The sequence below is a fragment of the Rossellomorea sp. NPDC077527 genome (assembly GCF_044542955.1).
Classification (GTDB): Bacteria; Bacillota; Bacilli; order Bacillales; family Bacillaceae_B; genus Rossellomorea; species Rossellomorea aquimaris_E.
In genome coordinates this window covers 358,624-374,525 of sequence record NZ_JBITVL010000005.1, presented here as the reverse complement: position 1 = coordinate 374,525, position 15,902 = coordinate 358,624, and the positions used below count along the sequence as shown (strand labels likewise).

Below are 15,902 nucleotides of genomic sequence, written 5' to 3'. Positions count from 1 at the left end.
CCATTTTTGGCAAAAAGATTGTGAAGTATTGAACAATTTAAGAACGTTTTGGGTTAGAGATAAACCAGCTGTAAGATCTCAATCAAGGGATAATGGTGAGATCCATTTTTACAAAAAAAGAGGAGAGCCATCTTGGCTCTCCTCTTTGTCTTATAATACAAAATAAGCTTTTACTTCGTTACAGAAAACCCTTCCTCATCCTTCACTCTATCCGCATACTCATCAAGCAGAGCCCGAACTTCATCCGTGGATTCTGATTCCATCAAACGATTTCGCAGCTCACTTGCTCCACGGAATCCGCGGACGTAGATCTTAAAGAAGCGGCGAAGCGGTTTAAACTGCCGCGGCTCAAGTTCTTCGGAGTACTGATCATGGAGATCGAGTTGCAGACGCAGGAGATCAAGAAGTTCCTGGCTCGTATGCTCTTTCTTCTCTTTTTCGAAAGCGAACGGGTTGTGGAAGATCCCACGTCCGATCATAATGCCGTCCACTCCGTATTTCTCGGCGAGTTCAAGTCCTTTTTGACGGTCAGGAATGTCTCCGTTGATGGTCAAAAGAGTATGAGGAGCGATTTCGTCACGAAGCTTTTTGATTTCAGGAATCAGTTCCCAGTGAGCATCGACGTCGCTCATCTCCTTCTTCGTCCGAAGATGGATCGAAAGGTTGACGATATCCTGCTCCAACAGGTGCTTCAGCCAGTCGTACCATTCCTCCACCTTGGTATAACCGAGGCGAGTCTTCACGCTGACGGGAAGTCCTCCTGCTTTCGCTGCCTGGATGATTTCTGCTGCCGTATCCGGGCGGCGGATCAGGCCGGATCCTTTCCCATTTGCCGCGACATTGTGCACAGGACAGCCCATATTGATATCGATTCCGCGGAAGCCCATTTCTGCCATGCCGATACTCATTTGACGGAAGTATTCAGGCTTGTCTCCCCAAATATGGGCGACGATCGGCTGTTCATCATCCGTGAACGTCAGACGCCCGCGTACGCTGTCTTTTCCTTTCGGATGACAATAGCTTTCTGTATTCGTAAACTCTGTAAAAAACACGTCAGGTCTCGCCGCTTCACTTACGACATGACGGAAAACCACATCGGTCACGGCTTCCATCGGTGCCAGAACAAAAAACGGCCGAGGTAACTCATGCCAAAAATTATCTTTCATAATCTATTTAAACCCTTTCCTTTAAGGAAATACACATTCCCAAAATTAAAAAGTAACACATGTCTTAGTTTATCCATTCCCATCTAGGATGGATTCCAACCAGTATATACTTTAATGGTATTAAGCAAAAAGTGCAAGGGAACGAGACGTTTTGATGTAAGGGAAATATTTGAAACTGCCAAATCCATTCTCTTTTTTCATCCATTCCCTCGACTTGAAAGGGGAACCCTTATATAGAACTACTTTTAATTAAAAAAATGATAGTCGTTTCAATAAATGTAAGTATATTAGGTGAAAAATTGTTATAATGTACCTAATAGAAAAGTACAATCAATGTACTACAACGACAGTAAAGGGGAGCGGTCAATGTCTGATTACAATGAAAATCCGTTAATAAAGAACGATGACAAGAAACCTAAGGTCAAGGTAGAGAGGAAAGAAGGGGAACCAACGGCCGCTTTTAAAGGAGCAAGCTGGGCGGCTTTGGTGGTAGGTGTTGCCGCTTATCTGATTGGCCTGTTCAATGCAGGAATGGAACTGAATGAGAAGGGATATTACTTTGCAGTATTGGTATTCGGACTGTATGCAGCTGTATCCCTGCAAAAAGCGGTTAGGGATAAAGAAGAGGATGTTCCTGTTTCCGGTATCTATTACGGACTCAGCTGGTTCGCCGTGATTGTCGCGATTTCCTTGATGGCCATTGGTCTTTATAATGCCGGAAGCATCATCTTAAGTGAAAAAGGATTTTATGCAATGTCATTCGTTCTTAGTCTATTCGCAGCTATAACGATTCAGAAAAATATCCGTGATACGCAGGTGGCGAGAGATAAAGATTGATCATGATGGGCGGTACTGCTTTCAGTACCGCCCTTTGTCGTCTCGAACCTACATTTCTTCTCACCACAAGGTAGCCGAATGAATTTATAACCAAAATATGTAAAAATGCGCAAATAAAAAAATTTTGACGCAATTAAGACCGAAAACGACGCAAATAATGAAAAAATGACGCAATTCCTTCTGTAAATGACGCAATCCCATGCTGTTACTGGCTTATACAACAGTTGATATGTGAAACATACCTTGTATGGAGCTTATCACAACCCCTTGATCCCTCATATATTTCTTATTCATGCAGCTAACGGTCAAAATGAGCTGAATTATCATCTAAAAACTGATAGAATCCAAAAATTAACAAATATATCTTTCTTTTATACACGTCTATAGTGTATGATACATAGTATAAAGCATATAGTGTATAACATACAGTATAACAAGAGGTGAACATATGGATAAGTCACTGCTGACATCGTTGACGACGGAGTTGCGGAGGGGGACATTGACTCTGGCCGTATTAAGTCAATTGCGGACACCACAATATGGGTATTCCCTCGTCCAGTTACTAGAGAAAAGTGGTATTTCAATGGAACAGAGTACACTGTACCCGCTTCTGAGGAGATTGGAGAAGCAAGAACTGGTCACAAGCAGCTGGGACCGGTCGGAAAGCAGGCCGAGGAGATATTATGTCTTGAGCGAATACGGTGCTGAGATACTGTCACAGCTAAGAGCGGAATGGCAAAAGATGCACGTGGAACTGGCGATATTATTAAAGGAGGAAGAGGAATGATGAAGCTTGTTGAACTGTATATTCAAGAAGTGATGAGAAGGCTGCCCGAGAAGAATCGGGAGGATATTGCCCTTGAATTAAGGTCCTCGATTGAAGATATGCTACCGGAGGATTATACAGAGGATGATGTGAAGGAGGTTCTGTCTTCTCTTGGAGATCCTGCTGTGTTAGCCTCGAACTATCAAGACAGGCCGATGTATCTGATCGGACCGAGATATTATGATTTGTATATTGCTCTCCTGAAGATCATCCTCCCTATTTCTGCAGCCATTACGTTCATTGTGTTAGCGGTATCCTCCATTTTGAACTATTCTGGGGAATCAAATCCCATTGGGATCTTCCTCTCCATAGCAGGAAATGGGATCGTCGAGGTCATTGGTACGGGAATGCAGGTTTTCTTTTGGCTGACCATTACATTTATCGTCCTCGAGCGAACGGTTTCTACTGACAGTCAGGCTCCAATCACAATCAAAGGCAAGGAATGGACGCCTGATGACTTAAAAGATATCCCATATATCCCGAAAGAAAAACGAGTTTCCAAGATGGAGATTTTCGGAGGGTTGATTTGGACGGTGATTTGGTCTACCTGTTACTTTAAGGCTTCGAGTATTCTCGGATTATATGAAAAAGGCGACAACGGAGGGTTCACTCCTATCTTTGAACAGGATGTGCTCATCGGATACTGGCCTTTGGTGGTGTTCCTGATCGCCATGGAACTTCTCCTTCTTTTTAAAAAATGGAAAGAAGGTGTCTGGACCAGGAGTCTGGCTATTGTAAATGCAGGATTTCAGCTCATTCCTGTGGCTGCCTTTATGTTCATGTTCAGGAATATGGATCTATTGAATCCTGAATTTCCGGAGAGGATACAGACACTATTCAACGATTCTTTCAACTTCCAGTGGCTGTACCTCACAATATCGGTTGCACTATTGGTGTCCGCGGTAATCAATAGCTATGATGGTTTTAAAAAAGCCTATAAATGAAAAGAAGGGTTCTGATCCTCTGATCAGAACCCTTTCTTATTAACGAAGTCAGCTATTTATGCCAATGTCCCCTGCTTCTGGTCTAACCGGTAACTCATGAAGGTCAGCAAACTTGCACAAATCGCAACCACTCCGCCGACAAGTGTCACATTCAGCAGTGGTCCCTGATGGTAGACGAATCCGCCTAATGCCGATCCCATGGCGATACCGACGTTGCTTGCTACGGGCATCAAGGAAGCGGCGAGTCCCGTCGCTTTTGGCTGATACACACCAGCAAGGTCGATCAAATAAAGCTGGGTTGAAGTAGTGAGCAGTATGGCCATTAAGGACATCAGGCCAATGTTGATCAAACCGATGACAAAGTGATCGGTCGTAAAGTACAGGGCAATCAGCACAAAGGCCTGTACAAGGAAAACGAATCTGAGCCGACCGATGGCGTTGTGACTGGCGATCTTTCCGGCAAGAATGTTGCTGAAGATCGAGATGAAGCCGTAGGCAAACAGAATCAAGCTGATGGAGCTGTCCGGAGCTTCCATCATATTAAGGATTGGAACAAGATACGTAAATACCGCATAGGTCGCACCGAAACCAAGGGATGGAATGAAGAACGCCATCAGGATCCGGGGGTGGGTCAATAAAGAGAATTGATCCCGCATGGAACTGCGGTATTGACTGAGCTTACTCGGCAAGTTCTTGAAGGATGCCATAAAGGCTACAACACCAAGCAATGTCGTTAGTAAGAATGTAGCATGCCAGCTGTACCATCCGGCGATAACCGTGCCGATGGGAACACCGATTACGTTCGCAAGGGTGAATCCGCCAAATACGAATGAGATGGCCACTCCACGTTTTGTGACGGGAATGGCTTCACTGGCTATCGTCATGGCAAGGGAAATCAAGACTCCTGTCACAATCGCCGTCAGCATTCGAAGTGCCATAAGCATGACATAGCTCGACGAAATCACACACAACGCATTCAAAATGATGAATGCCCCTATCAAAAACAACACCCATTTCCGTTTAGGAAAATGGCTTGTAGCAGACATGACAATGGGTGTGGCAATGGCAAAGGTGATGGCAAACGCTGAAACAAGCGTCCCTGCCTTTGCATTCGTTATATGGAGACTTGAAGAAATCTCTGTTAAGATCCCGACGATGACAAATTCGCTTGTCCCGAGAACAAATGTTAGTAGTGTAAGTGTAAGGATCAGGAACCAATGCTGTTTGGATAATGCCGTTTCTTCCATAATGACCTCTTTTCTAAGATGAATGCAATTTTAATGTAATAGGCAAACAATTAAATCATCATACCATAAAATTTTTTCAGAAAGTACCCTTGCTGAAAAAAGGTAAAAACAAACAGGACATGGTATAAACATGTCCTGATGTAGGTGTATTCTATTCATCAATAGAATCGCTTTTTTTTAGTCAGCCCACGTAAAAATGGTACCAGAAGTCTGGTTGTTCCCCGATCCACTGTCAGGAATAAGTTGGTCCAGGTTTTGTTTGACCGGTTTCAGTTTATGTTCAGCGTTGCTATCGTTGATTGTTACAACGGCCCCTTTTGGAACAAGGTCATATATTTCCTTTATATCTGGGTTGGTAAGACGGATACACCCATGTGACATGGCGTTTTCAATAGATGCTTCATCGAAGGTCCCGTGGATGGCGATGTCCCCCATGCCGAGGGCTGCGGTACCAAACATGCCGGGGTGCTCCCCCAATGGTTCAAGGACCCGGTTTCGTATGGGAAAACGGCCGATAGGAGTGGAGTCATTCTTTCCGATGCCGATCGAATGAGATGAAATGATATAGGGCGGGGTTTTGACTATGAGGGAATATGTCTGTTTATCGATATCCACCTGTACGGGATTGAAGGGGATCGGGGAGGAGTCAGGAGTGTTTGGATAAAACATATCGGCCATCGCCGCAGCCTCATGATTGTACACCCATCCCCCTGAACCTGTGAACGAGCTGGAAACGGAATTCGAACCGGTAGTGGCTTCATTCGGAATGAAGCTAAGGTAATTGTCCGGATAATCTGCCACCAGTTGATTAAGTCTTTCAGGAGGCATCCCCTTGTCTTTCATATAGGATTGCAAAGCTGTGCGAACGACATTTGCCCCGATAAATGACAGGGGACTGGGGTCAACGCTGAATGCCTCCTTCCCGTTATTCAAAAAACGGATCTTCACAGGCTCGCTCAAAACGGAATTGTATTCTGCTTTTACAAAGGAGCTTTCTTCTATTGATCTGCTTTTTAACGGAAGGACCTCAAAAGAGAGCTTTGAGTCCGTCGTCGATACTCCGTATATCAGGATATTCTTATTCTTTACATTCCTTCCAAGTCGGATCGACTGATCATGGAGGGATTTTTCAATTTTATCTTTAGGTGTGTTGGCAGGGAAATACATGACATAAGGAAGATCTTCCGTCTCGTATACAACATCCGTACCGGTGTTCCACATCTTAAGGCTGGACGAAATCGTACTACTGAATGAAGGAAATAAAAATAACAAAATCAATAAACTCACATTGATGATAAGAAGGGTACACAATATGACCTTTGCATAAAAAGGAAGAACGGTCTTGGTTGGCTTCTGAACTTGTCCCATGTCCCCGGTGATTTGATCTTCAAGGAGCCTGCATGCCTGTTTGGCTTTGAAATAGTAAGGGGAGTAAACATTTGCTGCTTCCTGATAGTGTTTATAGGCTTTGATCAACAGCCCTTTCTCCTCCATTTTTTGTCCGAGCAGATAATGGGCTTCCGGTGAGGAAGGATCGTGATATCGAAGGATCTTTTCATGATATTGTTCATCACTTTTTGATAGGTAGATATTTTTATGAATGTGTAACAGGTTCTTTTTCAGGTGGCTGTCAAAACGTCCCATGTGCCCCCCCTCCTCATTCAGCAGGTTTCTTTATATATATTTGGGTGAATAGGGAAAAAGAACGGGAACACATTGTTAGAAGATCATTAGGTGTTTTATCTGTACAAATTTTCAGTAAATTGATATTATGTTAGAAAACATAACATGAATTTGTAAGGAGAGTTTACATGATAATTCGTGATGAATTAAATCGGGAAATGGACTTTGCCTGTGATGAGCTCATAGATATGCTGGAAAAGATTAAACATCATCGGGAACAAGAGATGGATGATCTAAAGCAAAAAATTAGAAGGTATGAAGAAAAAAAGCGGGCGGAAGAAACATTTTATCGTTCGTTATCACCTGTAAGGAAGTTTTTTGCCAGTCGTCCCCCCAATCATCATCAGGCAGTGGAGTATATGGTCCATGTGAAGGATCGCTTGAAACAAATTAACGGGATCAAGAACCGCATCAGGCAGATCGATGGGGTCATATCTTCCTGCAGGGACCATTCGTCTGAAGAGTTGGAAGTGTCCAGTGCGATGACCGAAGAGATACTTAAATACCGGAAAGGACAGGTATAAGATGACGATTCAAACACTTAATTCAGGACTCGATACAATCTGGGTAGTCTTGACGGCAGCCATGATCATCTTGATGGAGGGGGGATTCGCCCTTCTGGAAGCAGGATTTGTGAGGCATAAAAATAATGTCAATATCATCATGAAGGTCTTCGTCGACATCACGATTGGGGCTCTTTGCTTTTATTTCATTGGATTCGGGCTCATGTACGGAAGTGATTTTCTCGGGATGATCGGCACGAGCGGTACGATGCTGAAGGGAGACCTGAGTCATTTGGATTTCACCATCTCCCTAGATACCTTCTGGTTGTTCCAGGCGGCGTTTGTCATTGCCGTCATTTCCATTGTGTCAGGAGCGGTTGCGGAACGGATTAATTTCCGGGCTTATATTCTGTATGCTGTCCTCATGACAGCTTTCATTTACCCCATTGGCGGACACTGGGTATGGGGAAGCGGGTGGCTTGGAAACCTTGGCATGATGGATTTCGCCGGTTCAGCGGTCATTCATGCCCTTGGTGGTTTCTCTGCATTGGCTGCGGCCATGTTCATCGGTCCCCGCAAAGGGAAGTACACTCCTCACGGTACGAGTACGATTGCCTTGCCGAGTAATCTTCCACTGGCGTCTGTCGGAGCGTTTTTGCTTTGGTTTGGCTGGTTCGGTTTTAATGCCGGGAGTACGTTGAGTGCAACAGATGTGAAGATTGGTCATATTGCCGTAGTGACCATGCTTTCGGCTGCTTCCGGGGGAGCGGCAACCCTCCTTTACACGTTATTCCGCTATAAACGATCCGATGCCGCTGCTGTCATAAATGGATCGCTGGCAGGGCTGGTCGGGATCACCGCAGGGTGTGCGTTTGTCAGTGATGAGGCGGCGATTTTCATTGGAGCCGTAGCAGGGCTGATCATGCTGTTTGCTACAGAGTGGTTGGACGCAAGGAAAATTGATGATCCGGTTGGAGCGTTTCCGGTCCACGGCGTTTCGGGAATATGGGGTACCATAGCAGTCGGGTTGTTTTCAACAGACGGCGGTCTTTTCTCAAACGGGAGCTGGGAGCTGTTGGGTATCCAACTGCTTGGTCTGGTCGTTTTGTGCGCATGGGGATTCGGTATGACCTGGTTGGGTCTTTCTCTCATACGATTATGGATACCTGTCCGTTCAACAGAAGAAGAAGAAGAGGTCGGCCTCGACATCAGTTATCATGGGGTGATGGCTGCCTATCAGGAACATGAGTTTATTAGTTATGAAGATCAGTATGGTGGGGAAGAGCCTAAACGGGAGTGAAGCAAATCCCCTAAATAAACAAATCCGTCTCAATCCGAGACGGATTTGTTATGATACCATTCGTAAAGCGAGCCTGCTTCGTCTTTCGACACCCCGTATAACAGACTTTCATGAGTCGGTTTTGCCCGATTTGAGAATGTAATGGTTGCTACACCAAACTTCCTCTGAAGCCATGAATGCTTCACAGTCATCTGCTGGATCCGATGCCTGTGGGTAATGAAGGTTTCGTTCAACCATCCACCCTTTCGGATTTGGACGGTCGAGCCGTGACGTGAATAGCTTGTAAACCAGTAATCAAGGAATCTCAGGAGAATGGAAACGGCAAAGATCACTCCTGCCACCCACATCCAATCCTGTTTGAAAATCCATAATCCGGCCGCAGCAGCGATTGTCAGATAATACGGCTGGCTAAGCTTCAGCCAAAGGACTTTAAGAGGGAAACGTTCCATCTTCTCCTGGATAGGATAGTGAGGAAGGATGGCGTGGAGCATGTCATACGCTTCCCTTTTAGGCATAAATGGATAGAACGAACTGATTTCCTCTTCGGACGAACCGGCACTGATCAACTTGATTGATACGAGACCAAGCATCCTTTTTACCATGGTTTGTTCTACTCTGACAGCTTGTACTTTATTCTTTGGAATAGAGAAGCTTACCTCATTCCCCATCCCTTTCTCGATATAAATCCGTTCCGGGTCATCACTGATGATATAGTTTCCGTACTTGATAGACGTTTTAACGAAGCCAATCAAGATAGATAGGGACATGGCTGAAATGATTAAAACGATCAGGATCCATATATGGTCCAGTAAGTAGTGCCAGGCGCTTTCCGCTGATTTTTCAATGGCAAAGAAATCCGCCAGATTGAAATAGACGGCGCTTAATAACGGAAAGATTGCCAGGAAACTGAGTGATGAAAAGGATGCTTTGATCAGGTCTTTCCTGGTCGTCTGAAAGTGTATCCTTCGATCCGGCAATATCTCTTCTTCCGATTCCTTCGTTTCCTGCTTTTGTTCAAGGTAAGACAGGATCCGATTTTTTTCGCTCTCTGTGATAACCGGGAACTCATAGGTGGCGTCATCTCCATTTGCCCCTGTTTCTATCGTTAAAGAAGTTAATCCGAACCAGCGATGGACGAAAGTTGTATGAGACTTGTGGCTGTGAATTCGATTCCAGGCGACGTTTTTTTGCTTTTTGATGAACATCCCTTCTTTAAAGATGATGGAATGCGTGCCTAATTCATAGCGGTTAAAGATCCATTTAGCGAAGATGGAGAGAATAGACCACGCTGTTGCAACTAACAATGCGTACCGGCCCCACACCACCCATCCGGCAGTTGAATTTGCCTTCAGAATAAACAGGAGGAGATAGAATCCAAACAGGCTCTTTGCTGTCGAGACGAGTTCTACGATGATATAGGCGGGATGATATCGTTTGGCAGGATGGGTCATGCTCCTATGTCTCCTTCTTCTGAATTGTTATCCCTTATCTTTGCGAAAGTGGCAATGTCCACTTTTAATGTGTTCGCTGTCTCTGCAGGGATGGACGGAATTTTATGATTAGAAGTCGTGGTCCCGATTTCGAGATCATAAAGGTCGTACCGGCGCATAATGGGTCCCTGCTCGGTTCGGACGAATTCCACTTTCTCCATGGGGATCAGGACATGCTGCTGCTGCCATTTTCCAAATTTCAGCTGAACGAATTCCCGGTCGACCTGATAGCGCCATGTTCTTTGCAGGTAAATGGGTTCAATGAAGATGGAGAACACGGCAGAAACAATGAATAACCCGCCTAGGACGTATAGGACAATTCCGACCCAGTCATACCAGTCGAATCGATTCGTACATGTAATCAAGATCCCGATGAGGATCAGTGCTGTTGTATGTCCAATCGTGTTGGAAATCCGCCATACTTTGGTTGCTTTCTTTGATATGGTTTGTGTTGGTTCATTTATGTTTATGTACATTTTTTCACCTCTGTCTTAACTTACGATTTAGGAAATGAAAGGTTTCACTAAATGTTTATTTATGGAATAAATGTTTATAAAAGGTTTTCCCTTTTGTACGAGGGGATAATTTAATAGAGTAATAGGAATTTTTCATAAGAAGGGTGTGGTGCTGATGTTCTTTAAAAAGAAGCCAAAGGAAGAAGAAGCAGATTATTGCGTAGCCATTTTTGTGGATGAACATACTGAGGAAGAGGTCTACGAAAGATTTTCCGATCATCTTTTTTATGAAGTAGATAGCATCGGCGTAATTTCTGAAGCAACGTTATCTGCCAAAATGATCGAACCTTTGCAGGAAAAATTCCCGGCTGCTGAAATCAAAGCAGTGAGCTTTGCCGTTTTGAAAATTGACCGGGAAAGAATCCAGGAAGAAACAAAGAAAATGGAAAGTAAGTATAAATGGAGAAAGTTTTTTGATACCATCCCCATCATTGAATATCTTAAAGTGGAAGATGAGGTAATGTATGACTTTCAAAACACCCTTCTGTATACTCATCATATCGAAGAGGTCATTGAATATCTAAAGGGGATTGAGATGGCTGAACAACATGATGAAGAGCATAATGTCCACCCCAACGGATAAACTATACCTGTTGCAGGGAGGTGTACACATGCCAAATCAAAACGATAACAAATTCAAAAAAATCCAGTCTGAAAGCTTCAAACAAGGAAAGACTCAAGAAGAATATGCGGCTGAACTTGAAATGAATAAGATGAAAAGCCAGAAAAGAAAGTAACATCGGACTACATAGAAGAGCCATCCCTGAATTCAGGGATGGCTCTTTCCATTATAGCGATGCTTTGATCACTTTTTTATAATACAACACCGATAATACACCGAAGATCGAATACAACACCGTGTATAAAACCATTACAATGATCATCGGCGTCCATACTTCGGCCCCGAACAGGAACCATCCGGATTGGACCGCAAAGTAACTGTGCAGAAGTCCGATGAGGAGGGGGATTCCGAAGCTGAAGAGCTGCTTGGCTTGAATGCCTCTCAACAAGTCACCTTGAGTAAACCCTAATTTTCGTAAAATGGTATAGTTCGGTTTCTCATCTTCACTATCGTCCATCTGCTTAAAGTACAGGATGCAGCCTGATGTGATCAGGAAGGTGAGGCCGAGGAATCCGACGATGAACATAGTGAGCCCCATACTTTGCTTTTGTTCGGTTTTTATGTCGTATTGTGATGCATTCCCCCATCTTTCCACAAGGTTTAACTCGTGAAAGAGGTCGTTGGCTTTCATTAAGTCTTTTTCCTTCTCGATGTTCACACCGATATGAAGGGAGGATTCCCTCTGAATTTCTGGATCCAGATCCTTTTTAAGCTGTTGGAAAACATGGTCATCGACAATGACCGCAGATGAACCAAACCCTGTAAACCATCCTGAGATCGGGTATTCATCCTGCATTCCCAAGTATTTTAGCTTTATGTTCTTCGTTTTTCCTTTCAGCTCTGTCATGCCGGAATTGTGTAGTGGCATCAGCTTTTGAAGTAAGTCGCTATAGCCTGTAAAGACCGTTTCGTCTTCTTTTACATCAATACCTTTTACACTTTTTTCACTGATGACAGCAGTAGGCATGGCATCTAGTGATCCGTTCAGTTCACCGAAGTCCGAGTCTGTAATGTCTTCCAGGTTGACGAGAACTCTGATGACTTCAATTTCCTCTTTTGTGAATTCGATACCTTTATCTAAAAGGGCGTCTTTAAAATGATTGAAGTCTTGTTTGTCTATTAAAGAAAAATCAGTCGGTACATTGTTTTCAGCTGTTTTCTCAGCTGAGTAATATCCAATATAACTCAAAGACAATAATCCAATAGCCAGAGCAGATACGGTCGTGATGATCGTCAACAGTAAGGCGTTGGATTTCATTCGGAACATGATGGATGAAAGAGATAGGACCTCGTTTATGTTCAGATAACCGTCTTTCTTCTTGCGGATGACATTGATAATAAAGCTGACAGATCCCTTATAGAATAGATAGGTACCAAGAATCACTGAGCCGAGTATAAAGAGCATGGCTCCATACAGCTCTGGCATGGTCGAGAAGTCGCCGCCAAACAATTTGGAAGAGACATAGTAGCCCGAAGTAATCAGGATGATCCCACAAATCCCAATAATAATTTCGAATTTGGACATCTTTTTCACCTTCGTTTCCGTTGAAGAACGGACTCTGAAAAGTGATAAGATGCTTTGTCTTTTAATAAATACAAAATTCATCAGCATGATCAACAGATAAATCGCACAGAACACGATGATGGTCTGGATGAGTGCCTTGGTCGAGAAATGTAGGGTGGCAATCGCATCCACTCCGGTTATATTGAATAAAATCATGATGATTAACTTGGAGAAGGAAAACCCGATCAAGATACCGAGTATCAAAGATCCGAAATAAAGGATGAGATTCTCCACGCTTAAAATGCGAAAGATTTTATTCTTTGTCATGCCAATTAACTGAAACAACCCAATTTCTTTACTCCTTCTCTTAATGAAAAGGGTATTGGCGTATAAAAGGAATATCGAAACAATGGCGACTAGCAGGACAGAAGCGGCCTTTACCGCTGCCCCACCTTTAATGGTTCCCTTCGTTGCATCCATGGATGGATCGTACTGCAGGGTCACAAAGGCGAAATACAGGGCGACACTAAATACGAGGGCAAATACATACAGGTAATAATTCTTCAGGTTCTTCTTCAGATTCCTGAAAATAAGGGTATTAATGTTCATTCTGCACACCGCCGAGCACACCTTGGGTTTTCATAATGTCACTGAAGAAATGCTGTCTCTCTTGATCGCCTTTTGTTAATTGAGTATAGATCTGTCCGTCTTTAATGAAAACGACGCGGCTGCAGTAGCTAGCCGCAACGGGATCATGTGTAACCATGACGATCGTCGCCTTTAGTTTTTGATTGAGCTCGCTCAGCTTATTCAATAGGTCAGAGGCCGATTTAGAGTCCAGTGCGCCTGTCGGTTCATCTGCGAAAATGATGCTTGGTTCATGGATGAAGGCACGGGCAGCGGATGTCCTCTGTTTCTGACCGCCTGATATCTCGTTTGGATATTTATCTTTCATTTCAAGGATCCCGAGTTCTGAAGCCAGGCCATTGAATTTCTGATCTGCTTCCTCCTTAGGGGTTTTTGTGATGGATAAAGGCAATAGGATGTTTTCCTTCACCGTCAACGTATCGAGAAGATTATAATCCTGGAAAATGAAGCCCAGATGGTTTTTTCTAAACTGTGCGAGCTGCTTTTCTTTCATGGTCGTCATTTCATTACTCTCAATCTTAATCGACCCTTCACTCACTTTGTCTATGGAAGAAAGGATATTTAAGAGGGTGGTCTTTCCTGAACCCGACGCTCCCATAATACTGACGAATTCACCTTTTTGGATCGAGAGGTCGATTCCCTTTAACACTTCCTGCTTATTGAATTTATTTCCGTAGCTTTTATAAAGCTTGCTTGCTTCTAATATCGTCATTCCGAAAAACTCCTTTGATTTAATAGCTTCATTATAAAAAGCAGGAAGTGCCTTTTCCTTTTATTGTTCGAACAAAACAGAAAAGCATGTGACATTTTTGTCACACGCCGGTAAGTTGGACGAAATCATTTTTCTCAGGGAAGGTGAGGGTGACCGTGGTCCCTTCCCCTCTCTTGGACTCGATTCCTACAGTAATAAGTAAAGATTGTGCCACTTTTTTGGTTAAATATAACCCCATTCCGGTAGAAACATGATCATGATGATCGAGTGTCGAAGTAAAGCCTTGTTCAAAGATCCTCGGCATGTCCCTCGGGTCGATCCCCCTACCGAAGTCCTGAATGGAGAGGATCACTTTTCCGTCCAGCAGTTCACTTTCTATGACAATGTCGGAAGCCGTACTGTATTTAACCGCATTGGTTAAAAGTTGCCTGAGCATAAATGCCAGCCATTTCGCATCGGTGAGCACGTTCGTGACACTCAGTTGTAGGTCAAATCCGACCCCTTTTTGAATACACCAAGATTGCAGCGTTTTTATTTCCTGAAAAATAACTCCTTCGAGATCCGTGTCCTCTATGTACAGATCATTCTCCATGAATGTCATCCGCTTCTGGTGAAGCTGTTGATCCAGTAATAGGTGGATCCGCAGCCATTCGTATTTAAGAGGGGATCTTAAAGACTCATCCTTTACACGTTCAATCATTAAATGCAACGCCGTCAGCGGGGTTTTCACCTCATGAATCCATGCTAGAAGGTCATCCTTCTCCTGTTGGAGCACCACTCGACTTTCAGATGAAGTTTGCCTTAGAAGGACTGCCTGCTCTGAAAGACTTCCATACACAATTTCTTCGAATGGTGAATCCGGGGCATCAACTCCTGTAACCTGAAGATTATGATCCCATTCTTTCAGTCGTTTAAAGAAGCGGGTTTCCTTCTGATATCGGATGAAAACAAATATCGTGAAAAAGAGCAGCGAAAGAAACACCATATAAAGAATCGGCTGCAAGGGGATGGCCGTATCAATATAGGCAATGAAAATCCAAAACAGATGGAGAATCAATACGAACGATATCCAGCTTATTCGTTCCCATATGTATGTACCGATCATGGTGACTCCTCTTCAATGGCCATATACCCCTGGCCGACTTTCGTTTCAATGAAGCGGCCCAATCCAATTTCTTCAAGAGTCTTCCTGAGCCGGTTCACATTGACGGTCAACGTATTGTCACTGATAAATCGTTTGTCATCCCACAAACTGTTGATGAGATCGTCCCTCTTCACAATCTTATTCTTCTGATCAATGAGAAGCTTTAAAATGTACATTTCATTCTTCGTCAATTCAATGGAACCTTGTTCATTAGAAACCGTATTCCGTTCAAAATCAACGGTTGCCCCGCACCAGGTCTTGATGCTGACAGCTTCAGTATTATAGTTATACACCCTCCTGAGGGTCGCCTGGACCTTTGCGATCAGCACATCGAAATGAAAGGGCTTCTGGATGAAATCATCCGCCCCGAGCTGCATGGACATGACCATATCCGTCGGATGATCTCGGGAGGAGAGAAACAGGATCGGCACATTGGAATGGGTGCGGATCATCCGGCACCAGTGAAAGCCGTCATATTTAGGCAGTTGGATGTCGATGATGACAAGATCCGGTCTCACTTCTGTGAACTCCTGCATCACGTGATTAAAGTCTGTAATTCCATATACTTCATAGGACCACTGGGAAAGCCGCTCCTTGATTTCGTTAAATAGAGTTATATCATCTTCGATTAGTAATAATTTCATTAGAGTCACCACGCAATCTTGCTATTTACATAAATTGTATAGGAAATCGCATGGGTTTGCCATAAGGCAGAAGGTAGTAACTGCATTATTTAGGGATATATAGATTATTTTTACAAA

Annotated in this window: 16 protein-coding genes; 7 read left to right on the top strand and 9 right to left on the bottom strand. The window is 43.7% G+C overall.

Annotated features, from left to right (window positions below; genetic code table 11):
• Positions 1-170: 170 nt before the first annotated feature.
• The gene (locus ACIGG7_RS18780) at positions 171-1,166 is read right to left on the bottom strand and encodes a tRNA dihydrouridine synthase (RefSeq protein ID WP_397550637.1); all 996 of its coding nucleotides are present in this window, start codon (positions 1,164-1,166) and stop codon (positions 171-173) included.
• A gap of 366 nt (positions 1,167-1,532) precedes the next feature.
• On the opposite strand from ACIGG7_RS18780, the gene yiaA reads away from it, so the two are divergent.
• The 3 genes from yiaA (at position 1,533) to ACIGG7_RS18765 (ending at position 3,773) form a co-directional block, all read left to right on the top strand.
• Positions 1,533-2,003: an inner membrane protein YiaA gene (yiaA, locus tag ACIGG7_RS18775; RefSeq protein WP_397550636.1), complete on the top strand. Its 471-nt coding sequence runs from the start codon at positions 1,533-1,535 to the stop codon at positions 2,001-2,003.
• A 448-nt stretch (positions 2,004-2,451) separates the two neighbouring features.
• Positions 2,452-2,790, top strand: coding sequence for a PadR family transcriptional regulator (locus ACIGG7_RS18770; RefSeq protein ID WP_397550635.1), 339 nt, complete (start codon positions 2,452-2,454; stop codon positions 2,788-2,790).
• Positions 2,787-3,773 (top strand): HAAS signaling domain-containing protein, encoded by a 987-nt coding sequence (locus tag ACIGG7_RS18765; RefSeq protein WP_397550634.1) that lies wholly within the window; start codon positions 2,787-2,789, stop codon positions 3,771-3,773. Before ACIGG7_RS18770 ends, ACIGG7_RS18765 begins: the two co-directional genes overlap by 4 nt.
• A 56-nt stretch (positions 3,774-3,829) precedes the next feature.
• On the opposite strand, the gene ACIGG7_RS18760 is transcribed toward ACIGG7_RS18765, so the two are convergent.
• Both ACIGG7_RS18760 and ACIGG7_RS18755 read right to left on the bottom strand, forming a co-directional pair.
• Entirely contained in the window at positions 3,830-5,020 is a 1,191-nt protein-coding gene (locus tag ACIGG7_RS18760; protein ID WP_397550633.1) for an MFS transporter, read from the bottom strand.
• Positions 5,021-5,197: 177 nt separating this feature from the next.
• Positions 5,198-6,664 (bottom strand): L,D-transpeptidase, encoded by a 1,467-nt coding sequence (locus ACIGG7_RS18755; RefSeq protein ID WP_397550632.1) that lies wholly within the window; start codon positions 6,662-6,664, stop codon positions 5,198-5,200.
• A gap of 167 nt (positions 6,665-6,831) precedes the next feature.
• Between ACIGG7_RS18755 and ACIGG7_RS18750 the strand changes: the two genes are divergently transcribed.
• Both ACIGG7_RS18750 and ACIGG7_RS18745 read left to right on the top strand, forming a co-directional pair.
• Positions 6,832-7,227, top strand: a complete 396-nt coding sequence (locus tag ACIGG7_RS18750; protein ID WP_397550631.1) for a hypothetical protein — start codon at positions 6,832-6,834, stop codon at positions 7,225-7,227.
• Between the two features lies 1 nt (position 7,228).
• Positions 7,229-8,506, top strand: coding sequence for an ammonium transporter (locus ACIGG7_RS18745; protein ID WP_397550630.1), 1,278 nt, complete (start codon positions 7,229-7,231; stop codon positions 8,504-8,506).
• Positions 8,507-8,535: 29 nt separating this feature from the next.
• Here ACIGG7_RS18745 and ACIGG7_RS18740 read toward each other — a convergent pair whose 3' ends face one another.
• Positions 8,536-9,957, bottom strand: a complete 1,422-nt coding sequence (locus ACIGG7_RS18740; RefSeq protein ID WP_397550629.1) for a PH domain-containing protein — start codon at positions 9,955-9,957, stop codon at positions 8,536-8,538.
• A complete protein-coding gene (locus ACIGG7_RS18735; RefSeq protein WP_397550628.1) occupies positions 9,954-10,472 on the bottom strand; it encodes a PH domain-containing protein in 519 nt (172 codons plus the stop codon). The genes ACIGG7_RS18740 and ACIGG7_RS18735 overlap by 4 nt, the downstream gene beginning before the upstream one ends.
• A gap of 154 nt (positions 10,473-10,626) precedes the next feature.
• Here ACIGG7_RS18735 and ACIGG7_RS18730 point away from each other — a divergent pair, with 154 nt between their 5' ends.
• A complete protein-coding gene (locus ACIGG7_RS18730) occupies positions 10,627-11,094 on the top strand; it encodes a hypothetical protein (RefSeq protein ID WP_397550627.1) in 468 nt (155 codons plus the stop codon).
• Between the two features lie 28 nt (positions 11,095-11,122).
• Positions 11,123-11,248 carry a hypothetical protein gene (locus ACIGG7_RS18725; RefSeq protein ID WP_262481649.1) on the top strand — a complete coding sequence of 42 codons (126 nt, stop codon included), beginning with the start codon at positions 11,123-11,125 and terminating at the stop codon, positions 11,246-11,248.
• A gap of 51 nt (positions 11,249-11,299) precedes the next feature.
• Here the strand turns inward: ACIGG7_RS18725 and ACIGG7_RS18720 are convergent, their stop codons facing one another.
• The 4 genes from ACIGG7_RS18720 to ACIGG7_RS18705 form a co-directional block, all read right to left on the bottom strand.
• Positions 11,300-13,246: an FtsX-like permease family protein gene (locus ACIGG7_RS18720; protein WP_397550626.1), complete on the bottom strand. Its 1,947-nt coding sequence runs from the start codon at positions 13,244-13,246 to the stop codon at positions 11,300-11,302.
• Positions 13,236-13,997, bottom strand: coding sequence for an ABC transporter ATP-binding protein (locus tag ACIGG7_RS18715; protein ID WP_397550625.1), 762 nt, complete (start codon positions 13,995-13,997; stop codon positions 13,236-13,238). Before ACIGG7_RS18715 ends, ACIGG7_RS18720 begins: the two co-directional genes overlap by 11 nt.
• A gap of 100 nt (positions 13,998-14,097) precedes the next feature.
• Positions 14,098-15,102, bottom strand: coding sequence for a sensor histidine kinase (locus ACIGG7_RS18710; protein WP_397550624.1), 1,005 nt, complete (start codon positions 15,100-15,102; stop codon positions 14,098-14,100).
• Complete coding sequence (locus tag ACIGG7_RS18705) at positions 15,099-15,785, bottom strand: response regulator (protein WP_397550623.1); 687 nt, start codon at positions 15,783-15,785, stop codon at positions 15,099-15,101. The genes ACIGG7_RS18710 and ACIGG7_RS18705 overlap by 4 nt, the downstream gene beginning before the upstream one ends.
• Positions 15,786-15,902: the final 117 nt, after the last annotated feature.

Bases quoted from the DNA above. Each gene is read 5' to 3' on its own strand.
- ACIGG7_RS18780 (WP_397550637.1), bottom strand. From the start codon at position 1,166: ATGAAAGATAATTTTTGGCATGAGTTACCTCGGCCGTTTTTTGTTCTG.
- ACIGG7_RS18750 (WP_397550631.1), top strand. From the start codon at position 6,832: ATGATAATTCGTGATGAATTAAATCGGGAAATGGACTTTGCCTGTGAT.
- ACIGG7_RS18735 (WP_397550628.1), bottom strand. From the start codon at position 10,472: ATGTACATAAACATAAATGAACCAACACAAACCATATCAAAGAAAGCA.
- ACIGG7_RS18765 (WP_397550634.1), top strand. From the start codon at position 2,787: ATGATGAAGCTTGTTGAACTGTATATTCAAGAAGTGATGAGAAGGCTG.
- ACIGG7_RS18770 (WP_397550635.1), top strand. From the start codon at position 2,452: ATGGATAAGTCACTGCTGACATCGTTGACGACGGAGTTGCGGAGGGGG.
- ACIGG7_RS18755 (WP_397550632.1), bottom strand. From the start codon at position 6,664: ATGGGACGTTTTGACAGCCACCTGAAAAAGAACCTGTTACACATTCAT.
- ACIGG7_RS18715 (WP_397550625.1), bottom strand. From the start codon at position 13,997: ATGACGATATTAGAAGCAAGCAAGCTTTATAAAAGCTACGGAAATAAA.
- ACIGG7_RS18730 (WP_397550627.1), top strand. From the start codon at position 10,627: ATGTTCTTTAAAAAGAAGCCAAAGGAAGAAGAAGCAGATTATTGCGTA.
- ACIGG7_RS18720 (WP_397550626.1), bottom strand. From the start codon at position 13,246: ATGAACATTAATACCCTTATTTTCAGGAATCTGAAGAAGAACCTGAAG.
- ACIGG7_RS18710 (WP_397550624.1), bottom strand. From the start codon at position 15,102: ATGATCGGTACATACATATGGGAACGAATAAGCTGGATATCGTTCGTA.
- ACIGG7_RS18705 (WP_397550623.1), bottom strand. From the start codon at position 15,785: ATGAAATTATTACTAATCGAAGATGATATAACTCTATTTAACGAAATC.
- ACIGG7_RS18760 (WP_397550633.1), bottom strand. From the start codon at position 5,020: ATGGAAGAAACGGCATTATCCAAACAGCATTGGTTCCTGATCCTTACA.
- ACIGG7_RS18725 (WP_262481649.1), top strand. From the start codon at position 11,123: ATGCCAAATCAAAACGATAACAAATTCAAAAAAATCCAGTCTGAAAGC.
- ACIGG7_RS18740 (WP_397550629.1), bottom strand. From the start codon at position 9,957: ATGACCCATCCTGCCAAACGATATCATCCCGCCTATATCATCGTAGAA.
- yiaA (WP_397550636.1), top strand. From the start codon at position 1,533: ATGTCTGATTACAATGAAAATCCGTTAATAAAGAACGATGACAAGAAA.
- ACIGG7_RS18745 (WP_397550630.1), top strand. From the start codon at position 7,229: ATGACGATTCAAACACTTAATTCAGGACTCGATACAATCTGGGTAGTC.